The organism is Microcoleus sp. MON2_D5 (assembly GCF_036701905.1).
Classification (GTDB): Bacteria; Cyanobacteriota; Cyanobacteriia; order Cyanobacteriales; family Microcoleaceae; genus Microcoleus.
In genome coordinates, this window is the sequence record NZ_JAUBRM010000015.1 from 1 (window position 1) to 17,705 (window position 17,705).

The following is a 17,705-nucleotide window of genomic DNA, read 5'->3' on the forward strand; positions in this document are numbered from 1 at the left end:
GACCATTGCCGTTCTTGATAAACGTGAGCTACTCTCACAGCGAGCGCACTTTTTGACCTGCTTAGTCTAAACTCCAAATTGACTCGGGGCTGTTCGATGGTTTGATTTACGAACCGTTACTGTGTGAAATTACCTACAGCATAGAAGATTATCTGGCCCTTTTGAAAACTTATTCAGTCTACATAGCGCTCGATGATGAAAAAAGAAATTATTTGTTGGCAAATTTGCGGGAAGTCCTAAAAAAGAACTGCGGAAATAGCATCCAAGCTTCCTATGTTTCAGCTTTTCACGTTTCCCAAAAAACCTAGCGCTTTTTCTCTTCTCTTCCTTCGTGACAAGAGCGTTTTCGGTAATTCCCGCCCGTCGCCCCTGGCGGATAACTCCGGACACTCCCACTCGTTAAAAGCTGCTTTGTAGTGAGAACTTCAGTCCTCGCCCACAACTTATTAATTCCTGTAAAAGCTCGATCGACTATCAACACAATCAAGCTGGCGTACCGAGAATAGTCCACTGCATTAACTGCTGCCACTCCGGAGATTGAGCTAATAAATCTGCATCGAATTCATTTCCCGCATCCTGCGAAAACTCGGCGAAAGCTTCCGCCCAATTAATTACTGTTTCCACAGGCAAATAAGGCGTATAATTCCAAGAACGCTGCAAAAACTCTACCATCTCAACAGAATGACCGGTGCGGTACAAATACCAAGCAATCCAAACTAAGGTACTGTACTTGATTTGCTTTTCCAACAAACGTATTTTATCCGGCAACTCGGGGCGGGCAAAAAAATTGTCCATCACTGCGGCAAGGGATTTAGCCTGCGGTAAACCTTTGTACATGGCGCTTTGTTGGTGCTGGCGGTAGCAAACAGTTACTTGCTGCAGCCACTCTGCTTCGCATCCCATTAAGGCTAAACGCAGCACTAAATCTGTATCTTCCGCCGGTGGAAATCGAGGATCAAATCCGCCGGCGCGCTCTAACCACTGACGGCGAAATACCATCGCGCTGGGTAATACTGGTTTCCACCGCAGCCACATTTCTAAGTCTAATTTAGGGACATTTTGCCAGGGTTTGACATCTTTTAGGGGTTCGCCTATACTATTAACTAGACGCCAGCCGCTGTGGACTATTCCTAGATTGGGTCGCGCTGCAAATACAGCCATTTGTGCTGCTAATTTGTCGGGAAAAAAGTAGTCGTCAGCATCGAGAAAGGCGATGAATTCTCCTCGCGATAGCTCGATACCGTGATTCCTGGCAATCGAAACTCCTTGATTTTGTTGGTAAATGTAGCGAATTCGATCGCCATATTTCTCTAAAACTAACTTGGTATCGTCTCGGGAGCCGTCGTCTACGACAATAATTTCCCAGTTAGTATATGTTTGGTGCAGAACGCTATCTACGGCTTGGCCGACGTAAGCAGCGCAGTTGTAAGCCGGAATTACTACGCTCACCTGCGGGGTGCGATCGCTCATAATTAATATCAAGTTTTATGGATTATACCATTTTAGATTTTAGATTTTAGATTTTAGATTAAAAAACTGGAAATGACTGATGAGCATCTGGCTTGGAACTTGCCTACAGTTGCATTCTTTTTGTCAACTGCTTGGAACTGGTATTATAATCAATACGCGCTGAGCTGGTTTACGGAAATCCGCGCTTTGAAATCAAGAAAAACCATGCAACCGCCCCTACAAGATTTATTGGTAAAATCCCGTGGCGTCTTTATTGTACAATACTTATCGGGTGACCCGGAGGCTCACGCACCCGATAAGTGAGGCTTTATGAGCATAATTTGCGTTCAAGAATTTGCCAAGGTAAGTTGTCGTGAATGGAGTAAATCTTGGGGGCGAATTGCTGAAGGGTAGGAATCGCCTTTTACCTTCAAATACTTGTCCACTATTTGCACAACCTGTTCGGGATTGGCTGGCTTGCTCAAAAAATCGGAAGCACCTGTCAATTTCGCTCGCGTGCGGTCAATTATACCGTCTTGACCGGTCAAAAACACGATCGGAGTTTCCCGAAAAGCAGGCGTCTTCCGCAAAAAATTGCACAAAGCAAAGCCACTTGTCTTCGGCATCACCACGTCCATAAAAATTAAAGCCGGCTTTTGTTTGGCGAGGATGCCGACTCCCTGCATGGGGTCTTGAATTTTGAGGACTCGATATCCCTCCGGCAATAAAATTTGCTCTAAAAACTCGCACACTGTCGGACTGTCATCGATACAGGCAATCAAAGGGCGACCCGGCCCAGCGATCGCCGCGGCAAGGCGCCACTGTTCTATAGGCGACGGCAAGTCTGGTACTGTTCGGAAATTTACTAAACCCTGCTTGATGTAATTAACTAAACCGCGAGTTGCCACTGTCACGCACTGCTTTTTCTTAAATGCAATATCCCAAAGAGTATTCTCGCCGTTGAATACGTTACCCAAAGCGATCAAAGAATTAGAACTAAATCGATTTTGCTGCAACTGGGCCGACGGTTTTAAAAGCGGTGCTTGTTCTGGATCTACCAACCACAAACCCATTCCTTTCCACTTCTGCCAAATTTCTTCTGTACAACACAGAACTTTCTCTACTTCTGTTAAAGACAGCAGCAAAGAAGAGGTAATTGTAGAAAAATATTTCTGGGACGGCCGCCACTCCCGGCGCAAACCCGATTGACCGATCAGAGCAAATAACACTTCGGAAAGGCTGGTGTGGACGATCGCCCTAGCTTGTTCGAGACTCATTTCGCTGGCTGCTATCCCTCGCTGAAGCAGTTGATATTCCCACAGTTCTCCAGCATCGAGGTTTCTGAGATCCACTTGAAAGTTTCGACAGTGTTGCCCGATCGCTCTGTACCAGCGCCTCGATCTGTGCGCTCCTCCCGTGGCATACACCAAACTACCCTGAAAAAAGTAAAGTTGCCATTGTTGCTCCCCTTGCTCTAACAGCAGTTTCCCCGTTGCTTGTTTCTGGCTGAGTACAGCCAGAGTATGGGACAACATTTTGTATCCGATTGCGGTAGCAGACATATCAACTCGCATCCCCTGTACTCTGTTTGTACCATTATATAGCTGCTGAGTTTTGAAAGATAACAGTAATATTACTGAATTTAGGTTAAAAAACACCACTAATCCTGCGAATTTAACCCTCTTAGGGAGTGATTCCCCTCGGTAGTTTTAGCCATGAGGATGCAACGCCTATTTGCACTATTAACTAATAACTAAAATACTGTTTGTGACTAATAACTAATTGCCCTCGCTATCTTTGGGAGGTACTGGATCGTAACCCCCTGGATGAAAAGGATGACAGCGCAAAATCCGCTTAACCGCCATTGAGCTGCCGCGGGCCGGCCCAAATCTTTCTATTGCTTCGATCGCGTATTGGGAACAAGTTGGCTGAAATCTACAGGCGTTAGGCAGGTAAGGAGAAATCCCCATTTTGTAGCCTCGGATTAATCCAATAAGCAATATTTTCACAATTTTTACCTCAGCGATTGATTAGATTAATAGCAAAATATCGTCCCGTACCCCTGTAAGCTAGGTGAATCTAGGGCATTCCCAGCGGTTAGATTTCCGCCCACTTTTCCAGTAGCAATTATACCTATTTTCATTTTTATTTTAGATAGCTACAGCACAATTTGAGGAGATAATATGGTACTTGTCTCTGAGTTCGCTACTTGACCGATACCTAAAAAATTACCGTCTCGATCGTAAACCTGCAACGGATAGGGAGGTTGGGGTATTGGGTTGTGGGGGGGATTGTTGCTACTTTCCTCCTCTCCCCCGATCGGCGTTTCTGGAATCGGGAGGCGCTGTCCTTGAAACCAGCGTTTGGTATATTCAGGGGAAAGGACGATCGCCCCTAAATGTCCCAAAACCGCCGATGGCAAAATCGGGCAGAATTTATTTTCCTGCGATTGCAGTTCCAATTGTTCAAAACTGAGACTTTCCTCGATCGAAAAACCGCTACTTTCGGTGCGAGTCAAACAAGCCAAAGTAGCGCCTGTATTCAACACCGCACCCAGATCCCGCGCGATCGCCCGAATGTAAGTACCAGCCCCGCAGGCGATCGACAAATCCAATTCAGGAAAATCCCCCGATCGCCAATCCAAGATTTCCAGCCGAAAAACCTCGACATTCCTAGCAGCAACTTCTACAGTTTCCCCTTTTCTAGCTAACTCATAAAGGCGTTTTCCTCCCACCTGCACCGCACTAAAACTAGGCGGAAATTGCTCGATTTTTCCTAAAAAATTTGGCAGTGCAGCTTGCACTTTTTCCAAACTTAACTCCGGCACCGGTCGAGAATGGATAATTTCTCCTTCTAAATCGTCAGTAGCAGTAGTTAAGCCAAACCGAATCGTGCCTCGGTAAGCTTTATTGTGTTGGAGATATTGCAGCAGTCTGGTTGCTTTGCCCAGGGCGATCGGTAAAACGCCAGTCACAGCAGGATCGAGGGTTCCTCCGTGTCCGACTCGCTTCAGTTTCAATAGCCGGCGCACTCGCCCCACGCAGTCGTGAGATGTCATGCCGGCAGGTTTGTTGAGATTGAGAAAACCGTCAGTAGTCATTAGGAAGAAGGAAGAAGGAAGAGGGAAGAAGGAAGAAGGCAACGAAGCAGTGTACGGCATTTAACCGATAGGAGGAAGCAGGAAAAAGGAATATGAAAAGTTTTGAAATTGCTTTATTTGGGAACGGTAAAGCTAACGTTGTTCGCAACGCGACAGCGGTTTTGAGTTAAAAAGTTCAACATTGAAAACTTAAAACTACAAAGTACCCGCCCCCCCAATTATCAATTCCCAATTCCCAATTACCCATTAAAGAATAAAGTCTGCCTGACTGATAGAAGTGCGGGCAACTCCGAATAAAGTAGCTAGAGTTTCCTTGGTGCTTGTAAGTTGAATAATTGTACTCGGCGAAGTTCCGGCCCCAGTGGAAATGGTGAGTTCGCCAAAGGTGAGGCCGGCAGTCAAGCGAATTTGATCGATACCATCTGTAAAGTCTGTAATCACATCACCATCTGCCAAACGCCCGATCGCAAAAGTATCGTTTCCGGTGCCGCCAGTTAAAGTATCTCGCCCGCGATCGCCCGATAAACAGTCATCGCCGATGCCACCAAACAGCGAGTCATCGCCGGCACCCCCAAAAAACGTGTCATTACCCGCGCCGCCCAACAAGGTATCATTGTCGGCGTTGCCCAACAGTGAGTCATTACCCTCGTCGCCCAGCATTGAGTCAGAACCTCTGCCGCCGTAGGAAGTATCGTCGCCGACGCCGCCCAAAACGCTGTCGCGGCCGGCACCGCCGAACAGCAAATCATTGCCAACGTCGCCCAGCAGTGAGTCATCGCCGTCGTCGCCGTAGAGGGAATCATTTGCCCCTAAGCCCAAAATGCTGTCAGGTCCACCCAAACCAAATATCAAGTTAGCGCCCGCAGTACCTCTGAGGGAATCGGGGCCGCTGGTACCCCGAGTGCCGCCAGGTGCCCCTCCGGGGCTGGTACCGTTGGTGGGGGTTGGGGTTGTGACGGGAATTGGTCGAATTGGCACTGCTGTTGGCATGATTCTGAAGATGGGTAGAAATTTGCCATTCTAACTTAGCTTAAAAGCGGAGGTTATAAGCTCGCCAACCGCCCAGATCAGAAATATCGATCGCATCCGCCACAGCATAAGGTTCGCACAAAAAGCCCTGCACCGTGGAGCCGTCCTCCAACACCAACGTACCAATTCCCAAGGGCGGGGGAATTTTAGCGACAAATCCGCCGAAAGCCGCGAGCGACAACTCCCAAACTTCCACCTCGATCGCGCTACCGCCCTCTATCTGACGCACCAATCCCGGCTTGCCCAGAGCAGTACCCGTCAAAGCATAAAGCTTGTAAATCGGGCTGGTACGGCAGGCGCGAACCAAAACGCCTCCCCCCTCGATTAGTTGATAATTCAGCGGCTCACCGCTCAAATGAGCGCCAACCACGGCTATTTTGACTCGTTCTTCTGAGGAAGGTTTGGCTGCGATGGCTGGTTTGGAGAGGGTTGGCAGCGGCAGGCCGGTTGCGCCCAAAGTTCCCCCCAAGCTAGCGTGGAAAGCAGCTCCCAGGCTGCAGAGCGATAAATCGTGCCACGCAGGAGCCATCAGTGTCAATCCAGCAGGCAATCCGCTGCTTTGAAACCCGCTGGGAACTGCGATCGCACACAAATCGAGCAAATTCGCAAAATTCGTGTAGCGCCCGAGATTGGTGTTGAGCGCGATCGGCTCGGCTGCAACTTCTGCGACAGTATAAATCGTGCCTGTCGTGGGAACCGCCAACACATCCATTGACTCCCACTGAATTTCTGCCTGTTGGCGGAGCTCGGCCAACCGGTACGACGCGCGGTAGGCCGCGACGGCATCGTAGCGTTTGCCGCCGCTGATAATTTCGTAGACGGTCGGATCGATATCCTCTGGGTGCGCGTCGAGGAAATCGCCGATCGCGGCCAACCTTTCTGCTACCCAAGGGCCGCCGTAGAGCAGTTCGGCAGCATCCGCAAAGGGTTTGAAGTCAATAGGTGCGATCGTGCAGCCCAAAGATTGCAAGCGCGCGATCGCATCCCGGTAGCGCTGTTCGGCTTCTGCATTCCCGAAAAATTCGAGTTCGCCTTGGACGGGAACTCCCACCCGCAAGCGGGATAAATCCGGCAAAACTTTCGTTTCAGGGTGACGAGAAAACGCATCCTCAGCGTCAAAACCGCTGGCTACTTGCAGCACAGAGGCTGCATCCGCACAGGTGAGAGCGAACACAGAAACGCAATCGAGCGATCGCACCGCCGGCAGCAGGCCGCGAGTGCCGATCGAGCCGCAACTTGGCTTCAGCCCGACAATGTTGGTAAAAGCAGCGGGAACCCGCCCCGATCCTGCGGTATCGGTACCCAGAGCAAAACTCACCAATCCGGCGGAGACTGCTGCTGCGGAACCGGAACTCGATCCGCCCGGAATGTAGCGCGAATCGAACGGATTGCGACAAACTCCATAGGGCGTGCGGGTTCCCACTAATCCTGTGGCAAACTGATCCATGTTTGTTTTGCCGATCGCGATCGCACCTGCCGCGCACAGCCGCTCGACGACGGCGGACGATCGCGCTGGAGTGCTAGCAAACGGAGGACATCCCGCCGTAGTGGGAACGCCCGCCCAATCCAGATTATCTTTGATCGCAAAAGGTATCCCGTAGAGTGGTAGCTGCTGCGGGTCTAGGTTTTGCAAGGCTTTGGCGCGTTCGAGGGTTTCCGCCTGCGGTGCTAAATAAATCCATACCGCCGGATCTGCATAGCGTTCGATCCGATCGTACACGCTCGCGATTACATCTGCAGGCGCGATCGAGCCGGTGCGGTAGCGATCGAGCAGCGAATGAATGTCGAGACTGTGACTGTAGTTAACTTTTTCCATAATGCACCCTCAATTAACTCTGCCGATTTTAGATTTTAGATTTTAGATTGAAGAAATGACTTCACAGGCTGCGTTTGGCGATCGTTATTACTCACCGAAGAGTACCATTCTCAAGAACAGGCAAGATGCCTGTTCCACAAAGAGTGTATTTCTTTCTTCTTGTGGGGTGGGCATCCTGCCCGCCCATAAAAGGCTTATTGAGAATGGTGGAACATCTCAGTTATTACAAATAGGATGTTAGTTTACCGCATTGTCGATCGTCCTCGCATCTAGTCTAGGGGTCGAAGTATTTCTTGAGAAATATTCAACCCTGACCTTGCGGGTTTCGTCTTTGTGTACAGCTAAACTTCGCGATTTCCCATCGCCCCCTCTCATCGCCCGCTTTAATCTTCCAAAAATTTTAATTAACAACTCCCAAAAAAACCATTTTTTGTAACATTTTACACATTTTTTCATTAAGTTAGCTGTTACCGTTTGAAACGTAGCAATCTAGTAAAATTGCACGCTACATTGTGCTTACCTTTAAAAAAGCTAAGTGCATTGCTGTTACTGACAGTCTCGAATAACTCCTTGGGTTGCAAACAGGACTTATACAGACAAAAACCGAAAAAATTTAACCGCTTCTAGGGTTCCGATTTGAATCAGTTTCTAACTCAGCTTAGAAAGTTCAAGTGCTGGTCCGAGAGAAGCAGACTGGTTCTCCCAAGATTTTAATTTTAGGGAAACACTAGCCAGTTACACGGCGGGATAAAAGCCCGGGAGAAACGCGATCGGTCAGCAAGACTCGGTTCGTTAGCTCTCGGGCTTTATCCTTGTATATCAAGGGGGTTTGCGGAAGCTAAGGAAGCCAAAGAAGGTGCAAAAGCTCGATCGATATATTCACCTCTAACCAGCAACCAGAACCTGCTATGAATATCCCATATTACTCCCCAAAAATAACGCGATCGCCCTTGTCCTACTGCGCCCTATTTTTCATCACCTTGTTTTTCGCTGTCGGCTGCGTCAACCCGGCAATTTATATCAAAACCACGACTGAAAGCGAGGCAGCTTCTTCAGTAAGTGCTGATGCAGTTAGCCTCGGATTCAGCGCGTGGCCCGGCTGGTTTCCTTGGCAAATTGCCAAAGAACAAAAGATATTTGAAGCCAACAATGTTCCTGTAGACTTAAAATGGTTTGACGGCTACTTAGAATCTATCAGCACCCTCACAGCAGGACAGATAAATGCTAACAGCCAAACCCTCGGCGATACAGTAAACTCCATATCAGGCGGCGCCGACCAAGTAATTGTTTTAGTCAACGATAACTCGACGGGAAATGACAAAGTGATTGTCGCCGAAGGCATCAATTCCGTTGCCGATTTAAAAGGCAAAAAAGTTGCAGCCGAGGAAGGTACAGTCGATCACTTTCTATTGTTGTTAGGCCTGAGAAAAGCAGGTTTATCAGTGCAAGATATTCAATTTGTACCGCTGGAAACCGGCAAAGCTGCGGCGGCTTTCGTCGGAGGACAAGTCGATGCGGTGGCAGTATTTGCGCCGTTTACCACGCAGGCATTAAAACGCTCGAACAGCAAGGAACTTTTTAGTTCAAAAGATTTTCCGGGGGCGATTTCCGACCATTTGGTATTCACGCGAAAGTTTATCGGCGAACACCCCGATCGAGTGCAAGCCCTAGTCAATTCATGGTTTGCAACATTGGAATACATGAAAGCAAATAAAGAGAAATCTTACGAGATTCTAGCCAACCGCGCCGGAGTTAGCGTCGAGGAATACAAAGAATATGAAAATGGCACTAAGATATTTACGATCGAGGAAAACTTGAAAGCCTTTCAACCGGGAAATGACATGACATCATTGCAGTTTGCGGCGGCCGAAATGACTAAATTTCTCGTCGATGTAAATTTAGCCAAAACCCAACCAGATATCAGCACATTATTTGACGATCGTTTTATAAAAGCTTATGCCGAAGGTAAAAGCTAAAAGGCATAATTTAGGATTGTGCAGACACAAACAACCGTAAAAAAACTACTTTTTATAATCCCCAAAATCTACTCCAATTACTCGACAAACCGTTCCGCAATTAAATCATGCCACCAAATCCCGATCCGCGATCGATCCAATCCCACCTCAAGCAAAAAAACCTAAATCCCACCGTTTTCTGGCGGATTGCGGAAGAGATACCACAACCCCTCAATATTGGGTTAACGGTAACATCGATCGCACTGCCGGTGCTGCTGTGGTGGCTAATAACAACCTTCGCCAACGTAGACCCCAAATTTTTGCCTTCCCCCGGCAAAGTTTTAGAGGCATTTGGTCGGCTGTGGAACACTCGCGAACTTTTGAAAGACACGGTAGCGAGTTTGTGGCGGGTGGGAGTGGGCTTTGTGTTCGCCTTGGTTTTTTCCATACCAATTGGCGTGCTGATGGGCAGTTTTTCCAGTATTCGTGCCTTGCTTGAACCCATGTTCGGCTTGATGCGATATATGCCCGCACCAGCATTCATTCCCCTACTAATTCTTTACTTGGGCATCGGCGAAGAACCCAAAATAATGCTGATATTTATCGGCGTCTTTTTCTTCAATTCGCTGATGGTGATGGATACAGTCAAGTTTGTTCCAAAAGACTTGATCGAATCTACTTATATGTTGGGCGGGAATCGCTGGGAAATCCTAACTCAAGTTATTTTTCCCCACGTTTTGCCGGGAATTCTTGATGCTAGCCGCATCAACCTAGCTGCGGCTTGGCAATTGGTAATCGTTTCGGAATTGATTGCGGCAACCGAAGGCTTAGGCCGCCGGATCAGCGTCGCCGGTCGATTTCTGCGAACCGATGAAATTTTTGTGGGGCTGATTGTCATTGGGGCGATCGGACTGACTTTTGACTTGCTTTTTCAATATCTGCTGCGGGTTTCTTGTAAATGGTCAATTCAGAAACAGTAAGCAGATTTTGAAGGAAGAAGGAAGAAGGAAGGAGGAAGAAGGAAGAGGGAATAAGGCAGTGGTGTCAAATAAAATTGAAACCCACGCTAGATATCGTTTTTAGTCCTCAAGTTTCCAGATTTTGGGAATGAAAAAATCAATTTTTTACTTACAATACAGAGGATAAACTCATGTTTCTACAAATCAACAACCTGCACAAAAACTTTGAAACGAAAAACGGTAAATTAGTTGTCCTCAAGGACATCAATATGAGCATTAAGCAAGGCGAATTTATCTGCGCGGTAGGCGCATCCGGTTCGGGCAAATCTACTCTGTTGAGGCAGATTGCGGGATTGGACAAGCCGACAACAGGAGAAGTTAAAATTGATGGGAAAGAAGTTGTTTCGCCTGGGCCGGATCGAGGTATGGTATTTCAGCATTACACTCTTTATCCTTGGATGAACGTGCAGGAAAATGCCGAGTTTGGCCTCAAACTTCAAGGCGTGTCCAAGAAAAAGCGGCGCGAACAAGCTAGCTATTATTTGAGTGTGGTAGGATTGACGCAGTTTGCTTCGTCGCTGCCGAAGGAATTGTCGGGCGGGATGAAACAGCGGGTGGCGATCGCCCGCGCCCTCGCTTCTGAACCTAAAGTGTTATTAATGGATGAACCTTTCGGCGCCTTGGATATCCACACTAAAGAATCGATGCACGAATTCATGCTCGATTTGTGGCGCCGCACTCAGATTACAATCTTTATGATTACCCACGATGTCGAAGAAGCGGTGTTTCTTTCCAATCGGATTTATGCTTTGGGCGCTCGTCCCGGTACAGTGAGAAAGGAAATGTCGATTAATTTGCCCGATCGCACTCCCAGCATTAAACGGCACGCCAAATTCCACGATTACCGCGACGAGCTCATGGATTTGATGCGGAAACACGGACAAGAAGCAGTTGCAATGGCTGCTTAAATAGAAATAGGTTTGTATTTGCACTTTTTGGGCGGGCAGGATGCCGGCCCCACAATAAAACTCACTCTTTGTGGAACGGGCATCTTGCCTGTTCTTGAGAATGGTGCAAGATGTAAACGGACAGGAAGCAGTTGCAATGGCTGCTTAAATAGAAATAGGTTTGTATTTGCACTTTTTGCACGCCAACAGTACAACGGCCAACCTAAGTAAGTGGAAACTTAACATCTTGCACCATTGTCAATTACCTATTTAGGAACGGGCAAGATGCCCGTTCCACAAAATTGAATATTATTGTGGAACGGGCATCTTGCCCGTTCTTGAGAATGGTGCAAGATATCAGTGGAGATAAATATTACTTTGGGAGAGGGTAAGTTTTGCCACTACAAAATACTATTGTTTTGTTTCGCTGACCCCCCCAAATACATCAAGAGGAACTTATGGTGCAACTATCATCGATCGACACAAACTCAGAAATTGATTCTGACCTCGTATTAATGCAAGAAACCGTACCGGGCGGCGCGTACTGGTCGGGAGTCGTCAAGCGGGGAAACACCCTGCGAATCACCGATTTAGAAGGCTCTCGCGGCGTTTCCATGCTGTGCTACAACGCTGACAATGCGATCGAACGTTTCAACGCAGCAGACACCGCCAAAATTCAATTCAACGCCTTTCTCAAACAAGACATGGTGATCTATACAGACATGGGACGCATCCTATTTTCCATCACCCAAGACACATCCGGCTGTCACGATTTGCTAGGAGGATGCAGCAACGCCGTTAGCAATGCCAAAAAATACGGCGAAGGAAACTGGAAAAACTCCCGAGACAACTTCCTCAAAGCCCTAACTCGGTGGGGATTGGGCAAAAAAGATATTATGCCCAACCTCAACTTATTTACTCGCATTGCCGTCAAACCAGACGGCACGATGGAGTTTCGCGAAGGCTGCGAAAAACCGGGAAGTTTTATCGATTTGCGAGCAGAAATGAACGTATTGACAATTATCTCTAACTGCCCCCACATCCTGCATCCTGGTTCAATTTACGATCCAAAACCCATCCAAATTCAGATTGTGAAATCCCCCGCACCCGCACCAGACGACTTGTGCCGCACCGCCAACCCGGAAGCCGTGCGCGGGTTCATCAACACCGATGCTTTGTTCGTGCAATAAACCCTCGATTACACAACTCAATCTTGTCCGCATCAATCTGCGGTGAAATATTCTACAATTTCCTCACAAAAAGTGAACCATGACTGCAACTACCCAACAACTTCTCGATCCAAAAACTGCAATTTATAACGAAGTTTTACCAGCCACATATCCCTGGGCTCGTGTCATCAAAAAAGGACAGATTCTCCGCATTGTAGATTTAGGCGGAAATCAAGCAGTAGATTTTTTAGTTTACAATGCCGATGACCCTTCCGAACGCTACAGCGCCCCCGATACGATCGTCAATCAAGGCAACATCTTTGTCACTACAAACAGCCAACTCATTTCCAATGAAGGGCGAGCCATGATGACCATAATTGCTGACTCCTGCGGGCGGCACGATACCTCCGGCGGGGCCTGTAGCTGCGAAAGCAATTCGGTGCGGTTTGGACTAGATAAAAAATACCAGCACGCCTGTGTTGAAAATTTCCTCGCCGCAATTCTTCCCTACGGTTTGGGCAAGCGAGATTTAGTCAGCAATATCAACTTCTTTATGAATGTTCCGGTTAGCGAAGATGGCACGCTTGAAATTGTTGACGGCATCTCCGATCCGGGAAGTACAGTTGATTTGCGAGCTGAAATGAACGCGCTAGTTGCTATTTCTAACTGCCCGCAAATGAACAATCCTTGCAATGCTTACAATCCTACGCCGATTCAGTTGATTGTTTGGGATTCCGTGTAAAGTAGGGTGGGCACTCCCTCCGCAATTTTTTTAGGGGCGGGATCTCGTGAATTGGTGTCAACAAAGACGTTAAGCGTAGTACCGCTCTGCTGTGTGACGATTAGGGTTAGATCCCCCCTAGCCCCCCTTAATAAGGGGGGGACAAGAGCGCTCAAAGTCCCCCTTATTAAGGGGGATTTAGGGGGATCGAGACTGGGCTACCAGCAAGAGATACGGAGGGTTTCAGCCTTAAGTTGACACCAATGGCTCTCGTGCTCACCCCACAATAAAATTTAATGTTTGTGGAACAGGCATCCTTCCTTTTAAGCAAGGATAGTGCCTGATGTAAGTAGACACCAATGCAATTACAATTCCCAATTCCCAATTCCCAATTCCCAATTCCCTAAATGTTTAACAAAGTTTTGATTGCAAATCGCGGTGAAATTGCCTGCCGAATTATCCGCACGCTCGATCGCCTCGGAATTGCATCGGTAGCAGTATATTCGGAAGCCGACGCCCACGCCAAACACGTTTTCGCCGCCAGCGAAGCCGTTTGTATCGGTGCAGCCGCCGCAGCCGAGAGTTATTTGCGGTTCGATCGCATTCTCGAAGTTGCGCGCCAAACAAAAGCTCAAGCTATTCATCCGGGTTACGGCTTTTTGAGCGAAAATGCTGAATTTGCCGAAGCTTGTGCAAGCGAAAATATTGCATTTATCGGCCCGACTCCGAGTCAGTTGCGCTGCTTTGGATTGAAGCACACCGCGCGGGAAATAGCCGCTGCAAATCAAGTACCGCTAACTCCCGGAAGCGAACTTTTAGCAAGTTTAGAGGATGCCCAAAAAGCGGCTGGGGCGATCGGCTATCCGGTGATGCTCAAAAGTACCGCAGGCGGCGGCGGCATTGGTTTGCAGGCTTGTTTTGGCGATCGAGATTTGGCAGAAGCATTTGAAAAAGTACAGCGTTTGAGTCAAAGCAATTTTAAACAAAGCGGCGTTTTTTTAGAGAAATACATTCAAACAGCTAGACACATTGAAGTCCAAATTTTTGGAGATGGCAAAGGAAATGTCATAGCCTTGGGCGAGCGAGATTGTTCGGTGCAGCGGCGCAATCAAAAAGTAATAGAAGAAACCCCCGCCCCGGCTATTAGCGACGAACAGCGCCATCAGTTGTACGGTGCAGCAGTGCGGCTGGGAAAAGCGGTAAATTACCAGTCAGCCGGTACAGTTGAATTTGTGTTTGATGTCGATGCGAAACAGTTTTATTTTTTGGAAGTCAACACGCGCTTGCAAGTTGAACACGGCGTTACTGAAGCTGTCAACAACATCGACCTCGTTGAGTGGATGGTAAAACAGGCTTCTGGAGATTTGTTCCCCCTGGAAGAGTATAGCTATCGGCCGCAGGGACACTCAATTGAGGTGCGAATTTATGCCGAAGAGGCCGGCAAGAATTTTCAGCCGAGTTCCGGGTTGCTGAATCAAGTTGCGTTTCCCGAAAACGTCCGCTGCGACAGTTGGATAGAAACCGGCACGGAGGTTACTCCTTTTTACGATCCGCTGCTAGCCAAAGTAATCGTTTGCGGGGATAATCGAGAAGAGGCGATCGCTCAACTCAAAGCTGCTTTAGATGCCAGTGAAATAGCGGGAATTGAAACTAATTTAGATTACCTCCGCCAGATTTTGGACGATTCCAGATTCAACCAAGGTGAACTGAGTACGCGCTTTTTAAACTCTTTTGAATACGCACCTTTAACGATCGATGTATTGGATGGGGGAACCTACAGCAGCATTCAAGATTATCCGGGGCGGATTGGCTATTGGGATGTTGGCGTGCCGCCTTCTGGGCCGATGGATCATCTGGCCTTTCGATCGGCAAATCGTTTAGTAGGAAATCCCGAATCGACAGCAGGATTGGAATTCACAGCTACAGGCCCAACTCTGCGCTTTAATGCCGATACAGTTATTAGTTTGACTGGTGCAACTATGAAGGGAACGCTAAACGGCGAATCGGTGCCGTTTTGGACGGCTGTTCCCGTCAAAGCGGGCAGCATTCTTAAGTTAAAAGGCATTCAAGGCGGCGGCTACCGCACTTATTTAGCGGTAAAGCACGGCTTTAATGTCCCCGATTATTTGGGTAGCAAATCAACTTTTGTACTGGGAAAATTTGGCGGACACGCGGGCCGCACGCTGCGTCCGGGAGATGTGCTTAAACTGCTTCAAACTGCAACTCTGGAAGCGGAAATATCTTTGCCTCCCGAACTAATTCCAAGTTACAGCAATAATTGGGAAATTGGCGTTTTGTACGGGCCTCACGGCGCGCCGGATTTCTTTACTGAGTCAGACATCGAAATGTTTTTCTCCACAGAATGGCAGGTGCATTACAACTCGACGCGGACGGGCATTCGGCTGATCGGCCCGAAGCCGACTTGGGCGCGTCAAGACGGAGGAGAAGCGGGTTTGCACCCGTCTAACATTCACGATAATGCTTACGCGATCGGCACGATCGATTTTACGGGCGATATGCCTGTAATTCTCGGTCTTGACGGCCCGAGTTTGGGAGGTTTTGTGTGTCCTGCTACTATTGTGCAGTCGGAATTGTGGAAAATCGGGCAACTGAAACCGGGGGACAGCATTCGCTTTCACTGTTTGAGTTTTGCTGAAGCTTTGCAGCGGGAAGTAGCACAAGATAAGCAAATTGCTAATTTTTGCTTGCCTGTTTTTGGGAAAAATGCGGAGGAATTGCCCGCCGTTCCCGCTTCTCCTATTTTGCACAAAATTCCTGAATCTCCGGGACAGGTTGCTGTTACGTACCGTCAAGCTGGGGATAAATATATTCTAGTTGAATACGGCCCATTGGTGCTGGATTTAAATTTGCGTTTTCGGGCGCACGCCTTGATGGAACAGTTGAAAGCAAATCCGTTGCCGGGTGTTATCGAATTAGTGCCGGGAATGCGATCGCTGCAAATTCATTTTGACAGCCGCCAGATTTCCCAACAGCAGCTAATGCAGGCGCTGATTGCGGCGGAGGCGAAACTTCCGGCGATCGAGGATTTGGAAGTGCCGGCGCGAATTGTGCACTTGCCTTTATCTTGGGAAGATGAATCGACGCTGTTGGCCATTGAAAAATATATGCAGTCTGTGCGATCTGATGCACCTTGGTGTCCCAGCAATATTGAGTTTATTCGCCGCATCAACGGGCTTGACAGCATCGAACAAGTCAGAGAAATTGTATTTAATGCTAGCTATTTAGTGATGGGTTTGGGAGACGTTTATTTAGGCGCGCCCGTCGCAACTCCCCTCGATCCGCGCCACCGTTTGGTTACTACTAAATACAATCCCGCCCGCACTTGGACTCCTGAAAATGCAGTGGGCATTGGCGGCGCGTATTTGTGCGTTTACGGGATGGAAGGGCCCGGAGGTTATCAATTTGTCGGCCGCACGGTACAAATGTGGAATCGGTTCAAACAAACGGCGGATTTCCAGTCTGGTAAACCTTGGCTTTTGCGCTTTTTTGACCAAATCCGATTTTATCCGGTTTCTCATGAGGAATTGCACCGCTGTCGGGAAGAATTTATTGAAGGTAAGTTTAAATTAAAGGTTGAGGAAATCACTTTTAATTTGAGAGAATACAATGAGTTTTTGCATTCTATTGCGGGCAGTGCGGCTGAGTTTAAAGCGCAGCAGCAGGCGGCATTTAATGCAGAGCGCGATCGCTGGGCCGCATCCGGGGAATTTGAAGCTGAATCTGCCCCAGAAGCCTCGGCGGATGTGGGTTCTGAAACGGCGGCGGAGGTTACTTTGCCGATCGGCTGTGAGGCAGTTGTCGCTCACGTTTCGGCCAATGTTTGGCAGGTGCTGGTTAATGTTGGAGATGCGGTTGCTGAGGGCGATCGCCTGTTAATTTTGGAAGCGATGAAAATGGAAATTGCTATTACTGCTGATGTTGCGGGCACTGTTGCCGAGTTGTTTTGTGAAAAAGGGCAAACGGTGACAGCCGGACAAATTCTAGCGGCTGTTCAACCGAATTAATCCCTCTGTTGTCAGTTCGGGGACAGGGAGAAGCTAGGCAGCAACCAAATCAGTAACTACTCGGCGTTGCATAATTGCGGGATGATTTTGATTGTTTTGTGGGATGGGATATCGTAGCCCGAAGGCGTGTATTTTCACAGCAGGCGGGACACCCCACAAGAATCATCATCAAATTGTGCAACCCCCGCTCATTTAATGAAGGTTTAGCAGCAGTTATGGCTTCAAAAGGGTGGGGAGATATCAATCAAGCAGGTCAGTGGGCGATCGCCCCCCAATTTTCGGCGGCGGGCAGTTTTTCGGAAGGCTTAGCCGCTGTCAAGCGCGAGGGCAAATCTGGCTTCATCAATCAAACTGGAAAGCAGGGTAAACGCATCTAATTTCTAAATTCCCATATATAGCGTTTGAGTAGAGACAAAAGCGCTACAGGTGGAAAAACTGTTCTCAATAAACAACAATAAAGCCGAGTTATTGCTCTAAAACCCCTCGTTATTGACAAGATGCGTTTACCCTGAACTGGAAAGCTGGTCATTTAGGA

15 protein-coding genes and 1 riboswitch are annotated in these 17,705 nt (G+C 48.1%); of the genes, 8 read left to right on the forward strand and 7 right to left on the reverse strand.

Annotation, left to right across the window (positions count from 1 at the left end):
• Positions 1-304: 304 nt before the first annotated feature.
• Together QUA47_RS07535 and QUA47_RS07540 are read right to left on the reverse strand one after the other, a co-directional pair.
• Complete coding sequence (locus QUA47_RS07535; RefSeq protein WP_333430280.1) at positions 305-511, reverse strand: hypothetical protein; 207 nt, start codon at positions 509-511, stop codon at positions 305-307.
• A complete protein-coding gene (locus tag QUA47_RS07540; RefSeq protein WP_333430281.1) occupies positions 484-1,470 on the reverse strand; it encodes a glycosyltransferase in 987 nt (328 codons plus the stop codon). Before QUA47_RS07540 ends, QUA47_RS07535 begins: the two co-directional genes overlap by 28 nt.
• Before the next feature lie 72 nt (positions 1,471-1,542).
• Here QUA47_RS07540 and QUA47_RS07545 point away from each other — a divergent pair, with 72 nt between their 5' ends.
• Positions 1,543-1,773, forward strand: coding sequence for a hypothetical protein (locus QUA47_RS07545; protein ID WP_333430282.1), 231 nt, complete (start codon positions 1,543-1,545; stop codon positions 1,771-1,773).
• Positions 1,774-1,796: 23 nt separating this feature from the next.
• On the opposite strand, the gene QUA47_RS07550 is transcribed toward QUA47_RS07545, so the two are convergent.
• The 5 genes from QUA47_RS07550 to atzF form a co-directional block, all read right to left on the reverse strand.
• Positions 1,797-3,011 (reverse strand): response regulator, encoded by a 1,215-nt coding sequence (locus tag QUA47_RS07550; RefSeq protein ID WP_333430283.1) that lies wholly within the window; start codon positions 3,009-3,011, stop codon positions 1,797-1,799.
• A gap of 216 nt (positions 3,012-3,227) precedes the next feature.
• A complete protein-coding gene (yidD, locus tag QUA47_RS07555) occupies positions 3,228-3,458 on the reverse strand; it encodes a membrane protein insertion efficiency factor YidD (RefSeq protein WP_190655801.1) in 231 nt (76 codons plus the stop codon).
• 149 nt (positions 3,459-3,607) lie between these two features.
• On the reverse strand, positions 3,608-4,549 hold the full coding sequence (gene truB / locus QUA47_RS07560; RefSeq protein ID WP_333430284.1) for a tRNA pseudouridine(55) synthase TruB: 942 nt from the start codon (positions 4,547-4,549) through the stop codon (positions 3,608-3,610).
• A gap of 246 nt (positions 4,550-4,795) precedes the next feature.
• Positions 4,796-5,539, reverse strand: a complete 744-nt coding sequence (locus QUA47_RS07565; protein WP_333430285.1) for a calcium-binding protein — start codon at positions 5,537-5,539, stop codon at positions 4,796-4,798.
• 40 nt (positions 5,540-5,579) lie between these two features.
• On the reverse strand, positions 5,580-7,394 hold the full coding sequence (atzF, locus tag QUA47_RS07570; RefSeq protein WP_333430286.1) for an allophanate hydrolase: 1,815 nt from the start codon (positions 7,392-7,394) through the stop codon (positions 5,580-5,582).
• A 612-nt stretch (positions 7,395-8,006) separates the two neighbouring features.
• Positions 8,007-8,158: riboswitch (guanidine-I (ykkC/yxkD leader) on the forward strand.
• Between the two features lie 144 nt (positions 8,159-8,302).
• Between atzF and QUA47_RS07575 the strand changes: the two genes are divergently transcribed.
• From QUA47_RS07575 to QUA47_RS07605, 7 genes are all read left to right on the forward strand, one after another.
• Positions 8,303-9,370, forward strand: coding sequence for an ABC transporter substrate-binding protein (locus QUA47_RS07575; protein WP_333430287.1), 1,068 nt, complete (start codon positions 8,303-8,305; stop codon positions 9,368-9,370).
• Positions 9,371-9,477: 107 nt separating this feature from the next.
• Positions 9,478-10,329 (forward strand): ABC transporter permease, encoded by an 852-nt coding sequence (locus QUA47_RS07580; RefSeq protein WP_333430288.1) that lies wholly within the window; start codon positions 9,478-9,480, stop codon positions 10,327-10,329.
• 170 nt (positions 10,330-10,499) lie between these two features.
• Positions 10,500-11,276 (forward strand): ABC transporter ATP-binding protein, encoded by a 777-nt coding sequence (locus tag QUA47_RS07585; RefSeq protein WP_006630934.1) that lies wholly within the window; start codon positions 10,500-10,502, stop codon positions 11,274-11,276.
• Between the two features lie 437 nt (positions 11,277-11,713).
• Positions 11,714-12,445 carry an urea amidolyase associated protein UAAP1 gene (locus QUA47_RS07590; protein ID WP_333430289.1) on the forward strand — a complete coding sequence of 244 codons (732 nt, stop codon included), beginning with the start codon at positions 11,714-11,716 and terminating at the stop codon, positions 12,443-12,445.
• Between the two features lie 79 nt (positions 12,446-12,524).
• Entirely contained in the window at positions 12,525-13,166 is a 642-nt protein-coding gene (locus QUA47_RS07595) for an urea amidolyase associated protein UAAP2 (RefSeq protein WP_333430290.1), read from the forward strand.
• Positions 13,167-13,552: 386 nt separating this feature from the next.
• Positions 13,553-17,170 carry an urea carboxylase gene (gene uca / locus QUA47_RS07600; protein ID WP_333430291.1) on the forward strand — a complete coding sequence of 1,206 codons (3,618 nt, stop codon included), beginning with the start codon at positions 13,553-13,555 and terminating at the stop codon, positions 17,168-17,170.
• A gap of 215 nt (positions 17,171-17,385) precedes the next feature.
• Positions 17,386-17,547, forward strand: coding sequence for a WG repeat-containing protein (locus QUA47_RS07605; protein ID WP_333430292.1), 162 nt, complete (start codon positions 17,386-17,388; stop codon positions 17,545-17,547).
• Positions 17,548-17,705: the final 158 nt, after the last annotated feature.

What these genes read in the sequence shown, in the direction of transcription:
- QUA47_RS07540 (WP_333430281.1), bottom strand. Translation starts at nt 1,470, where the DNA reads ATGAGCGATCGCACCCCGCAGGTGAGCGTAGTAATTCCGGCTTACAAC.
- QUA47_RS07545 (WP_333430282.1), top strand. Translation starts at nt 1,543, where the DNA reads ATGACTGATGAGCATCTGGCTTGGAACTTGCCTACAGTTGCATTCTTT.
- QUA47_RS07550 (WP_333430283.1), bottom strand. Translation starts at nt 3,011, where the DNA reads ATGTCTGCTACCGCAATCGGATACAAAATGTTGTCCCATACTCTGGCT.
- truB (WP_333430284.1), bottom strand. Translation starts at nt 4,549, where the DNA reads ATGACTACTGACGGTTTTCTCAATCTCAACAAACCTGCCGGCATGACA.
- QUA47_RS07565 (WP_333430285.1), bottom strand. Translation starts at nt 5,539, where the DNA reads ATGCCAACAGCAGTGCCAATTCGACCAATTCCCGTCACAACCCCAACC.
- atzF (WP_333430286.1), bottom strand. Translation starts at nt 7,394, where the DNA reads ATGGAAAAAGTTAACTACAGTCACAGTCTCGACATTCATTCGCTGCTC.
- QUA47_RS07575 (WP_333430287.1), top strand. Translation starts at nt 8,303, where the DNA reads ATGAATATCCCATATTACTCCCCAAAAATAACGCGATCGCCCTTGTCC.
- QUA47_RS07580 (WP_333430288.1), top strand. Translation starts at nt 9,478, where the DNA reads ATGCCACCAAATCCCGATCCGCGATCGATCCAATCCCACCTCAAGCAA.
- QUA47_RS07585 (WP_006630934.1), top strand. Translation starts at nt 10,500, where the DNA reads ATGTTTCTACAAATCAACAACCTGCACAAAAACTTTGAAACGAAAAAC.
- QUA47_RS07590 (WP_333430289.1), top strand. Translation starts at nt 11,714, where the DNA reads ATGGTGCAACTATCATCGATCGACACAAACTCAGAAATTGATTCTGAC.
- QUA47_RS07595 (WP_333430290.1), top strand. Translation starts at nt 12,525, where the DNA reads ATGACTGCAACTACCCAACAACTTCTCGATCCAAAAACTGCAATTTAT.
- uca (WP_333430291.1), top strand. Translation starts at nt 13,553, where the DNA reads ATGTTTAACAAAGTTTTGATTGCAAATCGCGGTGAAATTGCCTGCCGA.
- QUA47_RS07605 (WP_333430292.1), top strand. Translation starts at nt 17,386, where the DNA reads ATGGCTTCAAAAGGGTGGGGAGATATCAATCAAGCAGGTCAGTGGGCG.